Source organism: Escherichia sp. MR, assembly GCF_005280595.1.
GTDB lineage: Bacteria > Pseudomonadota > Gammaproteobacteria > Enterobacterales > Enterobacteriaceae > Escherichia > Escherichia ruysiae.
Genome location: NZ_SZVK01000003.1, coordinates 68,073 through 86,834 on the forward strand (window position 1 = coordinate 68,073; position 18,762 = coordinate 86,834).

Annotated in this window: 12 protein-coding genes and 1 pseudogene; 3 read left to right on the forward strand and 10 right to left on the reverse strand. The window is 52.4% G+C overall.

The window, feature by feature from the left end; translation table 11 throughout:
• Positions 1 to 2: 2 nt before the first annotated feature.
• Positions 3 to 2,708 (reverse strand): HTH-type transcriptional regulator MalT, encoded by a 2,706-nt coding sequence (gene malT / locus FC814_RS02375; protein ID WP_032226671.1) that lies wholly within the window; start codon positions 2,706 to 2,708, stop codon positions 3 to 5.
• A 623-nt stretch (positions 2,709 to 3,331) separates the two neighbouring features.
• Here malT and malP point away from each other — a divergent pair.
• Both malP and malQ read left to right on the forward strand, forming a co-directional pair.
• Entirely contained in the window at positions 3,332 to 5,725 is a 2,394-nt protein-coding gene (gene malP, locus FC814_RS02380; protein ID WP_137325457.1) for a maltodextrin phosphorylase, read from the forward strand.
• Between the two features lie 9 nt (positions 5,726 to 5,734).
• Complete coding sequence (gene malQ, locus FC814_RS02385) at positions 5,735 to 7,819, forward strand: 4-alpha-glucanotransferase (RefSeq protein ID WP_137325458.1); 2,085 nt, start codon at positions 5,735 to 5,737, stop codon at positions 7,817 to 7,819.
• Positions 7,820 to 7,920: 101 nt separating this feature from the next.
• Here the strand turns inward: malQ and gntT are convergent, their stop codons facing one another.
• The 3 genes from gntT to gntX all read right to left on the reverse strand — a co-directional run bounded on the left by gntT (position 7,921) and on the right by gntX (position 10,897).
• Complete coding sequence (gene gntT, locus FC814_RS02390) at positions 7,921 to 9,237, reverse strand: gluconate transporter (protein ID WP_001131744.1); 1,317 nt, start codon at positions 9,235 to 9,237, stop codon at positions 7,921 to 7,923.
• 342 nt (positions 9,238 to 9,579) lie between these two features.
• Positions 9,580 to 10,155 (reverse strand): Fe-S biogenesis protein NfuA, encoded by a 576-nt coding sequence (gene nfuA, locus FC814_RS02395; RefSeq protein WP_000619389.1) that lies wholly within the window; start codon positions 10,153 to 10,155, stop codon positions 9,580 to 9,582.
• A 58-nt stretch (positions 10,156 to 10,213) separates the two neighbouring features.
• Complete coding sequence (gntX, locus tag FC814_RS02400) at positions 10,214 to 10,897, reverse strand: DNA utilization protein GntX (RefSeq protein WP_010348483.1); 684 nt, start codon at positions 10,895 to 10,897, stop codon at positions 10,214 to 10,216.
• Positions 10,898 to 10,934: 37 nt separating this feature from the next.
• Between gntX and bioH the strand changes: the two genes are divergently transcribed.
• On the forward strand, positions 10,935 to 11,705 hold the full coding sequence (bioH, locus tag FC814_RS02405; RefSeq protein ID WP_001060059.1) for a pimeloyl-ACP methyl ester esterase BioH: 771 nt from the start codon (positions 10,935 to 10,937) through the stop codon (positions 11,703 to 11,705).
• A gap of 31 nt (positions 11,706 to 11,736) precedes the next feature.
• On the opposite strand, the pseudogene FC814_RS23050 reads toward bioH, so the two are convergent.
• The 6 genes and pseudogenes from FC814_RS23050 to FC814_RS02430 all read right to left on the reverse strand — a co-directional run.
• Positions 11,737 to 11,892 (reverse strand): annotated as a pseudogene (locus FC814_RS23050) (hypothetical protein); the annotation flags it as partial.
• Between the two features lie 32 nt (positions 11,893 to 11,924).
• The gene (rpnA, locus tag FC814_RS02410; protein ID WP_137325459.1) at positions 11,925 to 12,818 is read right to left on the reverse strand and encodes a recombination-promoting nuclease RpnA; all 894 of its coding nucleotides are present in this window, start codon (positions 12,816 to 12,818) and stop codon (positions 11,925 to 11,927) included.
• A gap of 203 nt (positions 12,819 to 13,021) precedes the next feature.
• Positions 13,022 to 13,258 carry a [Fe-S]-dependent transcriptional repressor FeoC gene (gene feoC, locus FC814_RS02415; RefSeq protein ID WP_000157593.1) on the reverse strand — a complete coding sequence of 79 codons (237 nt, stop codon included), beginning with the start codon at positions 13,256 to 13,258 and terminating at the stop codon, positions 13,022 to 13,024.
• Positions 13,259 to 13,268: 10 nt separating this feature from the next.
• Positions 13,269 to 15,590, reverse strand: a complete 2,322-nt coding sequence (gene feoB / locus FC814_RS02420) for a Fe(2+) transporter permease subunit FeoB (RefSeq protein WP_105290271.1) — start codon at positions 15,588 to 15,590, stop codon at positions 13,269 to 13,271.
• A gap of 16 nt (positions 15,591 to 15,606) precedes the next feature.
• A complete protein-coding gene (gene feoA, locus FC814_RS02425; protein WP_001200455.1) occupies positions 15,607 to 15,834 on the reverse strand; it encodes a ferrous iron transporter A in 228 nt (75 codons plus the stop codon).
• Positions 15,835 to 16,407: 573 nt separating this feature from the next.
• Positions 16,408 to 18,729: a Tex family protein gene (locus FC814_RS02430; RefSeq protein ID WP_137325460.1), complete on the reverse strand. Its 2,322-nt coding sequence runs from the start codon at positions 18,727 to 18,729 to the stop codon at positions 16,408 to 16,410.
• Positions 18,730 to 18,762: the final 33 nt, after the last annotated feature.

The following is an 18,762-nucleotide window of genomic DNA, read 5'->3' on the forward strand; positions in this document are numbered from 1 at the left end:
ACTCACACCCCATATCCCATCATTTTCAGCAGTTTCTGCGCGTGCTGTACCGCAGCCTGACGGTGAGCAACGCCGAGTTTTTGATACAGATTGCGGATATGCGTTTTGATGGTGGTTGCTGCCACTTCCAGTTCGCCCGCAATTTGTTCGTTACTGTAACCGGAGTAAATCAGCCCCAGTACCTGCCATTCGCGTTGGGTCAATGGGCTGGTGCGGATCAGTTCCGGCACTTCCGGGTGATTTAGCAGACGTTCGACAAAACTCTCGTCAAAGTGAGCGAACTTGTGTCGGTGATGTTGATTGATTTCCCGCAGGATACGCTGCGCGCGGTGCTGTTCCAGTTCCGGCAGCGTATTGAGTTGAATCAGCTGGCGTAACTGCTGCGCCATCGCTTCGCCTTCGATGACAAAATGGCTGATAAATCCGGTGCGATTCGCCAGTTTTAATGCGTCCAGCAACACGCGCTGAGCGTCGCTTTTACGTCCGGCCTGCCAGTACAACTGATTGAGTAACAGCAGGTTGCGGTTTAGGTCGCTCATCAGCCGCAGACTGCGGGCATTTTCGTTGAGTTCTTCGAGGACAATTTCCGCAGGCTCAAACTCGCCCAACAAAATTTGTGCACGGGCAATGTTGCGCCATTGGCCTTGCAGGAAGTGGTTGTTCGCAAACTCCGGTTTGGCCGTGTGACGCAACCAGTTGGCAGCGGCGGCTTTGTCGCCAGTCATTTGCCAGTAAATCACCCGAACTTTGTTGGCGTTAGAGATCCAGTCGCTGTGATATTTGCCATTCCCCAGCAGGTTTTCCAGGCGGTTAAGTTGGCTGCGGGCGTTATCCAGATCGCCACGAGCCAGCGAGCATTGAATTAACATTGCCAGGCACTGAAGCTGTTGCTGAGGCTGATAAGAAGATAAAACTTCGATCCCGCTACGCGCCGAGGCTTCGGCTTCATCCAGGCGCGCCCATGCCCATAACAGTTGTGCTCGGATGCGCACCAGAAACTCATGCATCGGCAACTGTTCCAGATGCTGCTCGTTGATCAGCTGGAACGCTTTTTCCTGCGTTTCCCACGCGGTTTGCAGGAATCCCTGAGCAAACAGAATTTCACTTTGCTGGATTAAACTCCACAAGGCGTAGTGCCAGACATCATGCTGGCGCGCCATTTGCTCGGTTTGCTGCATAAGCGCCAGCGAGCGGGTTAGTTCACCTTTACAGTGCAACACTTCGCCAAGTACAGAGGTCGCGACAATGCGGCTGTAGAACCAGCCCGGAGGCAGTTCTTCCAGTGCCAGTTTTGCCAGTCGTTCGGCTTCTTCCGGATTACCATCGTTAATGGCGACCTGGGCGCGCAGAGCGTTAAATTCTGCGTGCATGGTGCCTTCCCTGATACCCTGGATCTCGTGTTCGGCTCGTGCCAGCAGGGTATTTACTTCACCGTAGCGATGCTGACTTTGCATCAACCAGGCCTGCAACAACACTAGTTGTGGATTTTCCAACAGGCTGTCCCACGGCAGGGCTTTAAGCGACTCTTCCAGCAGCGACAGTTCGCTGTGGTTGAACAAACTCCAGGCGTGATTCAGCAGAATATCGCGTAGCATCAAAGCGTCGCCTGCCGCCAGCGCATGATGAATGGCTTCGCTGGGAAAACCTTGCGCCATCCAGCTTTCTGCGGCGGCGCGGTGGATTTCCGGCAATTCCGCCGCCAGTTCCCACTGGCAGCGTTGGCGCAGGAAGTTGCCAAACAGCGGGTGATAGCTGAACCATTCGCCAGTATCATCCATCCGTTGCAAAAACAGCCCCTGACGCTCAATCTCCTCAAGACGCATTTGCCCGTTTTCTTCGCCGGTCACGCGGGTGATTAGCGCATCATTCATCGAGCGCAAAATGGCGCTTTTTAGCAGGAAATGACGAGTGGCCAGATCAACGTTATCTAACACCTCATCGACCAGATAATCAGAAAGATGACTGGCATTGATGCCCGCCAGACGACGCGCTGATTTATGAGCTGAGTGGGTATTTTGCTTTGCTGAAAGCGCAATTAGCTGCAACGCCGTCGCCCAGCCGGACACGTCATCGCAAATCCGGCTGCTTTCTGCGGCTTCAATCGGCGATGACAGACGGCAATCAAAGAACTGTTTCGCTTCCTGATGGGTAAATGTCAGTTGCTGGCTGCCAATTTCCAATAGTTGGTCACGCACGCGCAGATTGGCAATGCCCAACTGCGGAAGGTTGCGTGACAGCACCACCAGAGTGAGATTTTCTGGTTGATGGCGAATGAAGAAGCGCATTGATTCGTGGATCACCGGATTGGTGATCAAATGGTAATCATCGATTACCAGGTAAAGTGGACTATGCCATTCCGCCAGTTCGATGAAAAGCTGGGCAAATAGTGACGTCAGACTGGCATATTGCCGTTTTTGCGTCATTGTTTCACTGATGGCGCAGTGACCGCTGGTTGCCTGTTGCACGGCGGCGATCAGATAGCTGGCGAAACGTTCTTGCTGGTTATCGCCTTCATCAAGCGAGTACCAGCCCAAATCGTTTTTTCCTGCCGCCCATTGGGATATGAGCGTTGTCTTTCCGTAACCCGCAGGACTTGTGATTAGCACCAGCCTGAAGTTGTTCGCGCCGGAAAGTTTAGCCAACAGGCGCTCACGAACCACAGTATGGTCGAGTCGAACCGGACGACTTAATTTTGACGGAATCAGCATAGTTAATCACTTCACTGTGGAAATTGAGGAAATATTATTTTTTTTGCGCTTCGTAATTAATAGTTATAAGTTCGGTCAGAAAACTGTGCAATGCAAGCGATGACGATTTTTTATGTGTCTGAATTTGCACTCTGTCACAATTCCAAATCTTTATTAATACTCCGTCTTAAAACAACGCAAATGCAGCGTGGATACTGGATTTTAGGGTGTTTTCTTTCAGTTCAAAAGCCTTATTAAAGCAACGATACCGCCTTAATTCCTGATGAAAGGTCTATCTAAAAACTTGATCTTAATAAATCTATTAAGAGTGAGATGACCCTCAATGGATATTTCATTGCTGAAACTATTTCGCCGCTTTACTTAATTTATAGAGTTACTTTCCGCTTTTTGATAATACGCAACGACCATTTCTTACTGTTAATAGCAGGATTTCTGCGCTCTCTGGCACTGAGCTGATACTTTTGCAGTTGATTGCACTACCTTTAAGTGGCCGTGATCACATTTTCTTGCTCATCCCCGTCACTCCTCCCCGCCTAATCCCCCGTAGGATGAGGAAGGTCAACATGGAGCCTGGCAAACTAACGATAACGTTGTGTTTAATATCTAAGAAAACTGGAACTCCTATGTCACAACCCATTTTTAATGAAAAGCAATTTCAGGAAGCACTGTCACGCCAGTGGCAGCGTTATGGTTTAACTTCTGCGGCTGAGATGACCCCTCGCCAGTGGTGGTTGGCAGTGAGTGAAGCCCTGGCGGAAATGCTGCGAGCTCAGCCTTTCGTTAAACCGGCGGCGAATCAGCGCCATGTTAACTACATCTCAATGGAGTTTTTGATTGGGCGTCTGACGGGCAACAACCTGTTAAACCTCGGCTGGTATCAGGCTGTTCAGGATTCACTGAAACCTTATGACATCAACCTGACTGACCTGTTAGAAGAAGAGATTGACCCGGCGCTGGGTAACGGTGGCCTGGGGCGTCTGGCTGCGTGTTTCCTCGACTCAATGGCGACTGTCGGGCAGTCTGCCATTGGTTATGGTCTTAACTATCAGTATGGTTTATTCCGTCAATCCTTTGTCGATGGTAAACAGTCTGAAGCGCCAGACGACTGGCATCGCGGTAGCTACCCGTGGTTTAGTCATAACGAAGCTCTGGATGTGCAGGTGGGCATCGGCGGCAAAGTGACGAAAGAGGGGCGCTGGGAACCGGAATTTACCATTACCGGGCAAGCGTGGGATCTTCCAGTGTTGGGCTACCACAACGGTGTAGCACAGCCGCTGCGTTTGTGGCAGGCGACTCATGCTCATCCGTTCAATCTCACCAAATTTAATGACGGTGACTTCCTGCGTGCCGAACAACAAGGCATCAACGCTGAAAAACTGACCAAAGTCCTCTATCCAAACGACAACCACACTGCGGGTAAAAAGCTGCGCCTGATGCAGCAATACTTCCAGTGCGCCTGTTCGGTGGCGGATATTCTGCGTCGCCATCATCTGGCGGGGCGTAAACTGCACGAACTGGCAGAGTATGAAGTTATTCAACTGAACGATACCCACCCGACTATCGCTATTCCAGAACTGCTGCGCGTGCTGATCGATGAGCACCAGATGAGCTGGGATGACGCCTGGGCAATCACCAGCAAAACTTTCGCTTACACCAACCATACTTTGATGCCAGAAGCTCTGGAATGCTGGGATGAGAAACTGGTAAAAGCCCTGCTGCCGCGCCATATGCAGATAATCAACGAAATCAACAACCGCTTTAAGAAACTGGTGGAAAAAACCTGGCCGGGCGATAAAGCGGTGTGGGAAAAGCTGGCAGTTGTGTATGACAAACAGGTTCGCATGGCCAATATGTGTGTGGTAAGCGGCTTTGCGGTGAACGGTGTGGCAGCGTTGCACTCGGATCTGGTAGTGAAAGACTTGTTCCCTGAATACCATCAGCTGTGGCCGAACAAATTCCATAACGTCACTAACGGCATTACCCCACGTCGCTGGATCAAACAGTGCAACCCGGCACTGGCGGCGCTGCTGGATAAATCACTGAAGAAAGAGTGGGTTAACGATCTGGATCAACTGATCCATCTGGAAAAATTCGCCGATGACGCGAAATTCCGTCAGCAATATCGCGAGATCAAACAGGCGAATAAAGTTCGTCTGGCGGAGTTTGTGAAATCTCGTACCGGTATTGAGATCAATCCGCAGGCGATTTTTGATATTCAGATCAAACGTCTGCATGAGTACAAACGCCAGCACCTGAATCTGCTGCATATTCTGGCGCTGTATAAAGAAATTCGCGAGAACCCGCAGGCCGACCGCGTACCGCGCGTATTCCTGTTCGGCGCGAAAGCGGCGCCGGGCTACTACCTGGCGAAGAATATTATCTTTGCGATCAATAAAGTGGCTGATGTGATCAACAACGATCCGCAGGTTGGCGACAAACTGAAGGTGGTGTTCCTGCCGGATTATTGTGTCTCAGCAGCGGAAAAACTGATCCCAGCGGCGGATATCTCCGAGCAGATCTCCACGGCAGGGAAAGAAGCTTCCGGCACTGGCAACATGAAACTGGCGCTCAACGGCGCGTTAACCGTGGGTACGCTGGATGGTGCGAACGTTGAAATTGCCGAAAAGGTCGGTGAAGAGAACATCTTTATTTTTGGTCATACCGTGGAACAAGTGAAGGCAATTCTGGCCAAAGGCTACGACCCGGTGAAATGGCGGAAGAAAGATAAGGTTCTGGACGCCGTGTTGAAAGAGCTGGAAAGCGGTAAATACAGCGACGGTGATAAACATGCCTTCGACCAGATGCTGCACAGTATCGGCAAACAAGGCGGCGATCCGTATCTGGTGATGGCGGATTTCGCAGCCTATGTAGAGGCACAAAAGCAGGTGGATGTGCTGTACCGCGACCAGGAGGCCTGGACTCGCGCGGCGATCCTCAATACCGCCCGCTGCGGTATGTTTAGCTCGGATCGCTCTATTCGCGATTATCAGGCTCGTATCTGGCAGGCAAAACGCTAAGGAAGCTCGATGGAAAGCAAACGTCTGGATAATGCCGCGCTGGCGGCGGGGATCAGCCCCAATTACATCAATGCCCACGGTAAACCGCAGTCGATTGGCGCCGAAACCAAACGGCGTTTGCTTGACGCGATGCATCGAAGTACCGCCACGAAAGTGGCGGTAACGCCAGTCCCGAATGTCATGGTTTATACCAGTGGCAAAAAAATGTCGATGGCGGTAGAAGGCAGCGGCGAATATAGCTGGCTGCTGACCACCGAAGAAGGAACGCAGTACAAAGGCCATGTAACGGGGGGCAAAGCGTTCAATCTACCGACGAAGCTGCCGGAAGGTTATCACACGCTGACGCTTACCCAGGACGACCAGCGCGCGCATTGCCGGGTGATTGTCGCCCCGAAACGCTGTTACGAACCGCAGGCGTTGCTGAATAAACAAAAGCTGTGGGGTGCCTGCGTTCAGCTTTATACGCTGCGATCGGAAAAAAACTGGGGTATTGGGGATTTTGGCGATCTTAAAGCGATGCTGGTGGATGTGGCGAAACGCGGCGGGTCTTTCATCGGCCTGAACCCGATTCATGCGCTCTATCCGGCAAATCCGGAAAGTGCCAGCCCGTATAGTCCGTCATCGCGCCGCTGGCTGAATGTGGTTTATATCGACGTTAACGCCGTCGAAGATTTCCATCTTAGCGAAGAGGCACAGGCCTGGTGGCAGATGCCGACCACGCAACAGACGCTGCAACAGGCGCGGGATGCTGACTGGGTCGATTACTCTACGGTTACTGCCTTAAAAATGACAGCATTGCGGATGGCGTGGAACGGTTTCGCGCAACGTGATGATGAGCAGATGGCGGCGTTTCGCCAGTTTGTTGCAGAGCAGGGCGATAGCTTGTTCTGGCAGGCAGCCTTTGATGCGCTACATGCCCAGCAAGTGAAGGAAGACGAAATGCGCTGGGGCTGGCCGGCATGGCCGCAGGCGTATCAGAACGTGGATTCATCAGAAGTGCGTCAGTTCTGTGAAGAACATCGTGATGACGTCGATTTTTATCTCTGGTTGCAGTGGCTGGCTTACTGCCAGTTTGCCGCCTGCTGGGAGATAAGCCAGGGCTATGAAATGTCGATTGGCTTGTACCGTGATCTGGCGGTTGGCGTAGCGGAAGGTGGGGCAGAAACCTGGTGCGACCGTGAACTGTATTGCCTGAAAGCGTCGGTTGGCGCGCCGCCGGATATCCTCGGCCCGTTGGGGCAGAACTGGGGATTGCCGCCGATGGATCCGCATATCATCACCGCGCGCGCCTATGAACCTTTTATCGAACTACTGCGCGCGAACATGCAAAACTGCGGTGCGCTGCGTATCGACCATGTAATGTCGATGCTGCGTTTGTGGTGGATACCGTATGGCGAAACGGCGGATCAAGGGGCATATGTCCACTATCCGGTGGATGATCTGCTCGCTATTCTGGCGCTGGAAAGTAAACGCCATCGCTGCATGGTGATTGGCGAAGATCTTGGCACGGTGCCAGTAGAGATTGTCGGTAAGCTGCGCAGTAGTGGTGTTTACTCCTACAAAGTGCTCTATTTCGAAAGCGATCACGAGAAGACGTTCCGCGCACCAAAAGCGTATCCGGAGCAGTCGATGGCGGTCGCGGCAACACACGATCTGCCTACGCTGCGTGGTTACTGGGAGAGCGGGGATTTAACGCTGGGCAAAACACTGGGGCTGTACCCGGATGAAGTGGTGCTGCGCGGTTTGTATCAGGATCGCGAACTGGCGAAGCAAGGGCTGCTGGATGCGCTGCATAAATATGGCTGTCTGCCAAAACGTGCCGGGCATAAGGCATCACTAATGTCGATGACACCGACGCTTAATCGTGGCTTGCAACGTTATATCGCCGACAGTAACAGTGCCCTGTTAGGGCTACAGCCAGAAGATTGGCTGGATATGGCGGAACCTGTAAATATTCCTGGCACCAGCTACCAGTACAAAAACTGGCGACGCAAGCTTTCCGCAACGCTTGAGACAATGTTTGCCGATGATGGGGTGAACAAGTTGCTGAAGGATTTGGACAGACGACGCAGGGCGGCAGCGAAGAAGAAGTAGAGTGCGGTTGATGCCGGATGCGATGCTTGATGCGTCTTATCCGGCCTACTCATTAGAGCAGCCGGATAAGGCATTCACGCCATATCCGGCAGTCAGTATTATCAAATCACCATATTCAGCAGCAGACAGCCTACCAGACCGCACACTGAGATAATGGTTTCCAGCATCGACCAGGATTTGATGGTCTCGCCGATAGTCAGGTTAAAGTACTCTTTGAACAGCCAGAAGCCCGGATCGTTCACGTGAGAGAAAATCACACTACCGGAACCAACCGCAATAACCATCAGCTCCGGGCTAACACCTGTCGTTGCAATCAGCGGTGCCGCGATACCCCCCGCAGTGATTGCCGCAACGGTTGCAGAACCCAGCGCGATACGCAGCACTGCGGCAATAGACCACGCCATCAGCAGCGGAGAAATGTTGGTTTCGTGCATCATGGAAGCAATGTATTTGTCCACGCCGCTGTCTACCAGCACCTGCTTGAACGCACCGCCACCACCGATGATTAGCAGCATCATCGCGATGATTTTGATTGAAGAAACCAGCGTGTCGTTAATCTGATCCATCGAACGACCACGGTTCAGACCAAAGGTGAACATCGCGATCAGTACGGCAATCAGCGTTGCCATTACCGGGTCACCGAGGAACTCGGCTACCGGCAGGAAAGCGTGACCTTTCGGCAGGATCATTTCAGCGATGGCACGCATTGCCATTAGTACAACTGGCACCAGAGAAGTCCAGACGCTGACGCCAAAGCTCGGCATCTCTTCTTCGCTAAAGGTTTTCGCGCTGTACAGACCTTCCGGGATCGGCTTATCAATGCCTTTCAGCACGCGAGCGTAAACCGGACCCGCGAGAATCACGGTCGGGATCGCCAGAATAGTACCGTACAGCAGGGTTTTACCCATATCGGCCTGGAAGATGGTGGCAATCGCAGTCGGACCCGGATGCGGCGGCAGGAAGCCGTGGGTAACAGACAGTGCAGCCGCCATTGGTACACCAACATACAGCAGTGGGATATTTGCAGCAGCGGCGATGGTGAATACCAGCGGCAGCATCAGCACAAAGCCTACTTCATAGAACAGGGCAAAACCGACGGTAAAACCGGTTAATACCACTGCCCACTGGATGTGTTTTTTACCAAATTTGGCAATCAGCGTGGTGGCGATACGTTGTGCGCCGCCACAGTCTGCCAGCATTTTGCCCAGCATCGCACCAAACCCCATGATCAGGGCAAGGCTACCGAGCGTCCCGCCGACACCGGCTTTGATAGAGCCAATAACTTTATCCAGCGGCATCCCTTGCATTAATCCAACAGCAAGCGCCACGAGGACGAGAGCGATGAAGCCGTTCATTTTGAAGCGGATCATCAGGAGTAATAACAAGATTACACCGATAGCAACAATGACTAATGGCATGATTTACCTGGCCTTTAATTTGTTATGGGTAACGTCAGGTTTCTGACGACAAATCCTGGTTGTCCCAACTGGGAACAGAGATATAACGGCACCACGGCTGATGACCCCTAAAACGTATTAGTGTAGTCAGATGTTATGAGTGTGTTTGGTGCCCATGAGAATGATACGGGTAACATAATGCGCTTGAGAATCACCAGAGCGGGGTAAATTTAAATTATGAGAGGTTGATCATATTATCGTGGGGAGACGAAGGGGATGGAGTAAAGCTGCGCCATAAGAACAACGAAAGCCCGATAAGACGCTTTAGCGTCGCATCGGGCAATCTACAAAAGAGGGGATAACTTAGTAGTAAGAGTGTTCGCCGCGCTGGTGTTCGGTGAGATCGCGCACACCTTTCAGCTCCGGGAATTCGTTCAGCAACTGCTTTTCGATCCCTTCTTTCAGCGTTACGTCGACCATGGAACAACCGTTACAGCCGCCGCCAAATTGTAGAATGGCGTAACCGTCTTCGGTGATTTCCATCAGCGAAACGCGACCACCGTGACCGGCAAGCTGCGGGTTAATCTGCGATTGCAGCATATACTCCACGCGCTCCATTAGCGGGGCATCGTCAGCCACTTTACGCATTTTGGCGTTCGGTGCTTTCAGCGTTAGCTGGGAACCCAGTTGGTCGGTAACAAAGTCGATCTCTGCATCTTCCAGGTATGGTGCGCTTAACTCATCAACATACGCGGTCAGCAGGTCAAATTTCAGGGCGGTGTCGGTGGCTTCTACAGCGTCAGGCGGACAATAAGAAACGCCACATTCAGCGTTAGGTGTGCCAGGGTTAATCACAAATACGCGGATTTGTGTCCCTTCTTCCTGGTTTGCCAGCAGTTTGGCAAAGTGCGCTTGTGCAGCATCGGAAATACGGATCATAGTAATGGCCTAATAGTTGACTATTTTAGTTGGTTATAATACGCCCATCATCGAGGCTCTACAAGGTTCGACAAAGGCACCAGACCTGGACAGTCGCCGCACCATTGCGTAAAAGCAACTGCGCAATCTCTGCGACGGTACTTCCGGTGGTAACGACATCATCCACAATCACCATATGGAGACCTTGCACGGGCAATTCAAGGCGAAAGGCATTTTTCAGGTTGCGCTTGCGCAGGCGGGCGTTGAGAAAATGCTGGGGCGCAGTGGCTCTTGTTCGTGTGACGGCTTCGCTATCCCATTGGCAGTGCAACCAGCGTGATAACGGCTGACACAGCAAATCGCTCTGATTAAATCCCCGACGCCAGTGGCGATGCCGCCATAGCGGGACACTGACGATGCGATCCGGCAGATGTAATTCGCTGGTGCGACGGGCGTGTAAGACTTCCAACAGTAACAAACGTGCTAGCGCACTGGCGATTTCACTGCGGCGGGAAAACTTAAGCTGGTGGATGAGCGGGCTTAACGGCGGCGCATAATTGGCGATGGTTACCAGTCTTTGCCACGGCGGTGGTTTTTGCAGGCAACGACCACAGGGGAGATACGAGTGTGTAGCTGGTAATCCACATTGCGGGCATAGCATTTTATCTGTACGTGCGGCGCGGGAGCAGACCGAACAAATCCCCCAATGACCTAGCGCCAGCGGCATTCGGCATAGCCAGCATAATCCCGGTACTGTTAGCATATGTTCATCCTTGTAAGTGAAAAGAGAACAATAGCGGATGAATAACATCTGGTGGCAGACCAAAGGTCAGGGGAATGTTCATCTTGTGCTGCTGCACGGATGGGGACTGAATGCCGAAGTGTGGCGTTGCATTGACGAGGAACTTAGCTCGCATTTTACGTTACATCTTGTTGATCTGCCTGGCTTCGGGCGCAGTCAGGGATTTGGTGCGATGTCGCTTGCTGACATGGCTGATGTCGTGCTGCAACAGGCACCGGATAAAGCCATTTGGTTAGGCTGGAGCCTGGGCGGGCTGGTGGCAAGTCAGATTGCATTAACCTATCCCGAGCGTGTTCAGGCGCTGGTCACTGTAGCATCGTCGCCATGTTTTAGTGCCCGTGGTGGGTGGCCGGGGATAAAACCGGATGTGCTGGCGGGTTTCCAGCAGCAGCTAAGTGAAGATTTTCAGCGTACGGTGGAGCGTTTCCTTGCGTTGCAAACCATGGGGACAGAAACGGCGCGCCAGGATGCGCGGGCGCTGAAGAAAACCGTTCTGGCATTACCGATGCCGGAGGTTGACGTGCTCAATGGTGGGCTGGAAATCCTGAAAACGGTCGATCTTCGTTATCCGCTGCAAAATGTACCAATGCCGTTTTTGCGATTGTATGGTTATCTCGACGGTCTGGTGCCGCGCAAAGTAGTGCCGATGCTGGATGAACTCTGGCCGCACAGCGAATCATATATCTTCGCCAAAGCGGCTCATGCGCCGTTTATTTCGCATCCAGACGAGTTTTGTCAGCAGCTGGTAGCGTTGAAGCAGAGGGTGTAGGTGGCTTTAGAAATGGCGAGACAGAACTTTCCTGACTCGCCGCAGCCAACTCTTCTTCTGACACCCCGGTAAAGCGCATGATATCTGCAAGAGGGACTCCGGATTACAGCATTCTTTTGGCGATATCCAGGGCTTCCAGGCGTCGACCCAATAAATAACTAATCAGGTAACTAATAAGATATTCTCTTTCTGCATCTGTCATTAAAACCATCCTTTACGTTATTGATGATCTATTTCAGCAAGGTCTTCAACCGTCAGGCTGGTAAATCGCAGAACGTCCTCAAGAGAGACTCCGGCATCCAGCATGGTTTTGGCAATATTTAGGGCGTTGGTACGTATACCGTTCTGAAACCCTTCCTGCCGCAATCTTTCCGCAATAGTCATTAAACTCTCCTTGTGTTTCGGTGAACGTTCGGCAACGCCGTCGATAAAATCGTTAAAACGTACCGCATCGCCAGTTTGTAGTATGTAATTAAACAGCCCTTTGATTTGTCTGTCATTAGCGTACCCACTACTTAATAAGCAAGCCATTTGCTCTATCAGCCCCATCAGGTCGCGTTGGCGTATATGTTTTTGAATTAACTCCAGCAGCGCCATGCGTCGGTGCTGCATGATTTCATCATCAGGCATGACGGTGACATCAATCAGCGGAAATGCCGAGGCATAAAGCTGCCTTGCCAGTTTGGGATCGGCGAAACAATCCAGCCAACACAGCGAATAGGTATAGGGGCTTTCAATGCCGTGGTAAAACAACAACGGTACGACCATCGGCAACGTTTTGTATCCTGCATCAAGGTGGTTTTGCATTGCGGCAATGGCATAACGCATCATGCGAAATGCGATCAGTCTGTTTGAGGTGCTTTGATGTTCAATCAGGCAATAGATATATCCTGGCCCTTGCTCCGTTTTCACCGACCACAGCACGTCGGAATAGCTTTCACGCAGATCGTCATCGATAAAGCTGCTCGACTCCAGCTTGAGGGTTTTCATATCACAGAGCGCGTGGATGGGTGCCGGTAAATGGAACGCAAGAAAATCGCGTGCCGTGTCCGGTTGGCGTAAAAAGAGTTTGAACAGCGCATCGTGTGGGGTGGAACTCTGTTTTTTGCTCATGGCGTTCCTTCACCTGTTTTTTTGAATGCCGCGACTTTACGCGCCACTCCACGGCTGTGCATCAGCAAGTTTTCATCCCTGCGAGACGCTTTCAGAGGAACTTACTCCATGCTGCAAGAGTTGCATTTTTATGGAAAGCCGCACGCAAAAAAGCCCGGTAGCTAATGCATACCGGGCTTTTCAAAACGAACGATGAAACAAGGTTAACGCAGCATCCACCACTCACGCAGACAGGCTTTTCCTTCCGGGCAGCTTTTACAACTGCCAGAGAGGCAGCCATCAGGTTCTTCCTGAATCCGTACCGCTTTGCCCATATTTTCCAGCTGTTGCAACATAGCGTTAATCATCGGCTGCGGGGTGTTCAGCGTCTGGCTGATCTGGGTCGCTTCCATACGACCCCGTAACGCCAGCAAATCACGCACCTGAATGAGCGAAGCCATTGCCGTGTCCTTAGTGGCAATCGCCAGTGGTGCTGGCTGCGCAGCAACTGCTTACCGTTTTTCGGCTTGCCAGTAGTTCGATATCGACTCGACTACGCGCGCGGCGCAGCAGGCCAATAACCACGATGTTAAACAGGACAACCGCCAGAATGCACACCAGGCTGTAAGTTGGGTGCTGGCTGTAGCTGGCGACCTGATAGAACAATGTTGCCAGCGAGTAAGCGATATTTAGCCCCCACAGGATGGAGAAGCCCATCCAGCCACGGCTTGATTCACGGGCAATGGCACCCATCACCGAAATGCAAGGTACATACAGCAGGACGAATATCAGATAGCTGTAAGCAGCCGCCGCGCTACCGAATTTCTCATCCATCACGCCCATTGCCCCAGTACCCATTTCGCCGTCGCCTTTGCTGGCTTCAATTGGGTTCATCAGTACGCTAAGGCTGAAGGTGTCTTTCAGGCTCTGCCAGGTTTCATCTACCGCGCTGAACAGCTCTTCACCGAGGTTAAATTCCGCCGGATTGAACTCTTCGTCCTGAATGTTTTCTGCGGTATAGAGGGTGTTGAGAGTACCCACCACCACTTCTTTCGCCATTGCGCCAGTAAACAGTCCAACCGTTGCCTGCCAGTTATCTTCATGCACGCCAATCGGCTTGAAGACTGGAGTGATCACGCGGCTGACAGAGGCCAGCGCCGAGTCGTTGATGTTATCGACGATTTTCCCACTCAGCGAGAAGCTGTTGAATGCGCTCAGGAAAATGCTGACGATGATAATCACTTTACCGGCGCGCAGAACGAAGCCTTTCAAACGCTGCCAGGTCTGGATAATCAGACTCTTAATGTGTGGTACGTGATAGACCGGTAGCTCCATGACAAACGGCGTCGCTTCACCGCGCATAATGGTGTATTTGAGCATCAGACCCGTCAGTACCGCCATCACAATACCGATGACATACAGTGAGAACACAGCCAGCGCGCCATTCTGCCCGAAGAACGCGGCAGCAAATACTGCGAAGATTGCCAGACGAGCACCGCAGGACATAAATGGCGCCATCATGATAGTCATCAGACGTTCACGCGGAGCATCAAGAGTGCGCGCACCCATCACCGACGGTACGTTACAACCGAAGCCAACGATCAACGGCACAAAGGATTTCCCTGGCAGACCCAACGCTTGCATCAGACGGTCCATCACAAATGCCGCTCTCGCCATATACCCGGAGTCCTCGAGGAAGGAGAGGAACAGGTACATCATGCCGATCTGCGGCACCAGTGGCAGAACGGTGTTAATACCGCCACCCAGCCCCTGGGCGAGGAAGATAGTCAGCCAGTCAGGGAAGTGGAGCGTGTAGCCAATCCACTGAATACCATGCACAAAGAGTGCCACGGAACCGACGTCAAACAGCGGCTGTAACGCCCCGCCGATGTTGATAGCCAGCAGGAACATCAGATACATCACAAAGAGGAAAATTGGCAGACCGAGGAATCGGTTGAGCACTATTTTATCTACTGCCGTGGTGAAACGGCTGGGTTCTGCCGTCAGGGTATTGCTCACCACATCGCAGATGGCAGCAATACACTGGTAACGCGCATCGGCAATGTGCAGCGCCGGATCGTCCATCTCATTACGCAGACGGGTGAGGGCTGCATCCAGATGCTGCGACGCTTCACCGGCGTAGGCGCGGCTGTAGATATCGCCTTCCAGCATTTGCAGACCCAGCCAGCGGCGATGTTTCAGCGGGATGTCAGAGGGCATTACTTTTGCCAGCGCGTCGGCTTCATTGATGAGCGGCTGGGCGTAATGCACCAGTTCCACGTTCTCGTTAGCTTTATAGCGATCGACCGCCAGTTTGAGGGCTTCAATACCGCGACCACGCGTGGAAACCAGCGGGATCACCGGGCAGCCAAGACGTGCCGACAGCGCATCAATTTCAATGCGAATATTTTGCTTCTCGGCAATGTCGAGCATGTTCAGCGCCACGATGCAGGGAATGCCGAGTTCCAGCAGTTGCAGCGTCAGGTACAGGTTACGCTCAAGGTTAGACGCATCCACCACGTTAATCAGCAGATCGGCGTCGCCACTCAAAATGTAGTGACAGGCGATTTGCTCATCAAGCGAAGTTTGCGATGAGATGGTGGTCAGAGAATAGGTGCCGGGCAGGTCAACCAGGGTGACCTGATGATCGGTGGTGGAGAACTGACCCTCTTTACGTTCGACGGTAACGCCAGCCCAGTTTCCTACACGCTGACGTGCGCCGGTGAGCTGGTTAAATAAGGTTGTCTTGCCAGAATTTGGATTACCAATTAAGCCAATGGTTAATTTTTTCATTGTTATTCTCACCGTATTAACAGGAAACCGCTTCCACTTCTAATAAGGCCAGATCTTTTTTGCGTAATACCAGGCTCACACGGCGAGTTTCGATATGAATGGGATCACCGAGTGGAGCGACGCGCACCACATTAAAAGAGGAGCCAGGTAACATGCCAAGAGAAAGCAGCTTTTGACGATATGCCGGGCTGATTTCACGGGAAAAGCCAGTGATTTTCCACGCAGTATCTGGAGTGTATTGCATAGGTGCCTACTTGTTTCTCATTAACTGGATAACTACCTCATGGGGCGTTTGACAGCGACATGAGACCAGATGATTTGCCAACGAAGGAGAGATGAAATAATCAACAGTACAATGATAATGAGAATGGTTTCTATCAGCAATACTTAAAATGTGTGCGAATGTTGGTTTAGATAATAATCTGACTCAATGTTGATGTGGCTCAAGGTTATATCTGGGTCAAAATAAAATTCGAGTGATGAATTATTAGGGCGGCTTGATGTTTAATTAAGGTTTTAATTGTTAATGATGTGATAAATATTAGCGGAATATATTGTGGTTTTGGCTGTGGAATAAAAATACCGGAGCCAGGCAAGTGCACGGACGGTCCCCTCGCCCCATCGGGGAGAGGGCTAGGGAGAGGGGGGAAAGTTGTGCCTGTTTTGACCCGTAAGCGAGTTTGTCAGCAATCTCAAATGCCGGAGATGTTCTCCGGCACTTTTATGTCAGTTAAGGCGTTTATTGCCAGATGCGGCGTGAACGCCTTATCTGGCCTACGAACCCGTGCAAAGCTGAACCGTAGGCCAGTCATAGTGTTTAACGCTTTTTACCCATTGCTGCTGCCAGCGCATCCATCATCGCACTGTTACCGGCTGTCTGCGCTTCACGACCGCGCGGTTTGGCTGCCGGGCGGTTGTTTTGCGGGCGATCGTTACCGCTGCCGCGACGGGCGTTGGTTTCACCTGGCTGCTCATCCAGACGCATGGTCAGGGCGATACGTTTACGCTGAAGATCCACTTCCAGCACTTTCACCTTCACAATGTCGCCCGCTTTCACCACGGTGTGCGGATCTTCCACAAACTTGTTCGACAATGAAGAGATGTGAACCAGGCCGTCCTGATGCACGCCAATATCGACAAACGCGCCAAAGTTGGTGACGTTGGTGACTGCGCCTTCAAGGATCATACCCGGTTGCAGGTCGTTCATCGTCTCGACGCCATCGGCAAACTGAGCGGTTTTAAATTCCGGACGCGGGTCGCGGCCCGGTTTTTCCAGCTCTTTGATGATGTCGGTTACCGTCGGCACACCGAATTTCTCATCGGTAAAGTCAGACGCTTTCAGGTTACGCAGTTCGCTGCTGTTACCCATCAGATCTTTCAGCGCCTGCTGTGTTGCCGCCAGAATACGTTCAACCACCGGATAGGCTTCCGGGTGAACGGTAGAAGCGTCAAGCGGGTTATCACCGTGGTTAATACGCAGGAAGCCCGCGCACTGCTCAAAGGCTTTTGGCCCCAAGCGGCTCACTTTTAACAGTTGCTGACGGTTCTGGAACTGACCATTCTCGTCACGCCAGGCAACTATGTTTTGCGCCATCATGCGCGTCAGACCCGCCACGCGGGTTAACAGCGGAACGGAAGCGGTGTTGAGATCAACGCCAACGGCGTTAACGCAGTCTTCCACCACTGCGTCCAGTTTGCGAGCCAGCTGCGTCTGGCTAACATCATGCTGATACTGACCCACGCCGATAGATTTCGGATCGATTTTCACCAGTTCTGCCAGCGGATCCTGCAAACGACGGGCGATAGACACTGCGCCACGCAGCGAAACATCGAGCTCCGGGAACTCCTGCGCTGCCAGCTCGGAAGCCGAGTAAACCGATGCGCCTGCTTCGCTGACGATCACTTTCTGCGCCGTTACTTTCGGGAACTGCTTCTGCACGTCGAGATAGAAACGCTCGGTTTCGCGGGAAGCCGTACCGTTACCAATTGCTACCAGTTCAACGTTATGTTTTTCACACAGCGCAGCAACGGTCATCGCTGCTTTTGCGGCTTGCCCGGTGTGCGGATAAATGGTGTCGGTCGCCACCAGCTTGCCAGTTGCATCGACCACCGCGACTTTTACCCCGGTGCGCAGACCCGGATCGAGCCCCATCGTCGCACGCAGTCCAGCGGGGGCTGCCATCAGCAGATCGTGCAGGTTACGGGCAAAGACGTTAATCGCTTCATCTTCCGCACGTTCGCGCACGGTGCCCATCAGTTCGGTTTCCAGGTGCATCAGTACCTTGATGCGCCACGTCCAGCTCACCACGCCTTTACGCCAGCTATCCGCCGGGGCATTGTTCAGGCGCAGGCCGAGATGATCCATGATGATTTGCTCGCAATAGCTCTCTTTCGGCGGCTCATCGAACTGTGGATCGGCATTCAGCGAAAGCTGGAGTATGCCTTCGTTACGACCACGGAACATCGCCAGTGCGCGGTGAGAAGGCACCGTTGACAGCGGTTCGTGATGATCGAAATAGTCGCGGAATTTTGCCCCTTCCTCTTCTTTACCGCTCACCACCGTAGAAACCAAATGCGCGTTCTTCCACAGATAATCACGCACTTTCGCAAGGAGAGCGGCATCTTCGGCAAAACGTTCCATCAGAATGTAGCGCGCGCCGTCCAGCGCGGCTTTGGTATCTGCCACGCCTTTATCGGCATCAACATATTGTGCGGCGGCGACTTCCGGCGTATGTGACGGATCGTTCCACAGCAGGTCAGCCAACGGCTCAAGACCTGCTTCAATGGCGATTTGCCCACGGGTGCGACGTTTAGGTTTGTAGGGCAGATAGAGGTCTTCGAGTTCGGTTTTGCTTAAGGTGGCGTTGATGGCATTCGCCAGCTCATCGGTGAGTTTACCTTGCTCAGAAATGGACTTGAGGATCGCCTGACGTCTCTCTTCCAGCTCGCGCAGGTAGCTCAGACGCGTTTCCAGATTACGCAACTGCGTGTCATCCAGACCGCCGGTGATTTCCTTACGATAACGTGCGATAAACGGCACGGTATTCCCTTCGTCAAGCAGGCGAACGGCGGCTTCAACCTGTTCCGGGCGCGCCTGAATTTCACCCGCAATAATGCGGCAGAACGAATCATTCATCATGGTTTGAGTTCATCTTTTCGGATCAAAAATCAG

What these genes read in the sequence shown, in the direction of transcription:
- malT (WP_032226671.1), bottom strand. Translation starts at nt 2,708, where the DNA reads ATGCTGATTCCGTCAAAATTAAGTCGTCCGGTTCGACTCGACCATACT.
- malP (WP_137325457.1), top strand. Translation starts at nt 3,332, where the DNA reads ATGTCACAACCCATTTTTAATGAAAAGCAATTTCAGGAAGCACTGTCA.
- malQ (WP_137325458.1), top strand. Translation starts at nt 5,735, where the DNA reads ATGGAAAGCAAACGTCTGGATAATGCCGCGCTGGCGGCGGGGATCAGC.
- gntT (WP_001131744.1), bottom strand. Translation starts at nt 9,237, where the DNA reads ATGCCATTAGTCATTGTTGCTATCGGTGTAATCTTGTTATTACTCCTG.
- nfuA (WP_000619389.1), bottom strand. Translation starts at nt 10,155, where the DNA reads ATGATCCGTATTTCCGATGCTGCACAAGCGCACTTTGCCAAACTGCTG.
- gntX (WP_010348483.1), bottom strand. Translation starts at nt 10,897, where the DNA reads ATGCTAACAGTACCGGGATTATGCTGGCTATGCCGAATGCCGCTGGCG.
- bioH (WP_001060059.1), top strand. Translation starts at nt 10,935, where the DNA reads ATGAATAACATCTGGTGGCAGACCAAAGGTCAGGGGAATGTTCATCTT.
- rpnA (WP_137325459.1), bottom strand. Translation starts at nt 12,818, where the DNA reads ATGAGCAAAAAACAGAGTTCCACCCCACACGATGCGCTGTTCAAACTC.
- feoC (WP_000157593.1), bottom strand. Translation starts at nt 13,258, where the DNA reads ATGGCTTCGCTCATTCAGGTGCGTGATTTGCTGGCGTTACGGGGTCGT.
- feoB (WP_105290271.1), bottom strand. Translation starts at nt 15,590, where the DNA reads ATGAAAAAATTAACCATTGGCTTAATTGGTAATCCAAATTCTGGCAAG.
- feoA (WP_001200455.1), bottom strand. Translation starts at nt 15,834, where the DNA reads ATGCAATACACTCCAGATACTGCGTGGAAAATCACTGGCTTTTCCCGT.
- FC814_RS02430 (WP_137325460.1), bottom strand. Translation starts at nt 18,729, where the DNA reads ATGATGAATGATTCGTTCTGCCGCATTATTGCGGGTGAAATTCAGGCG.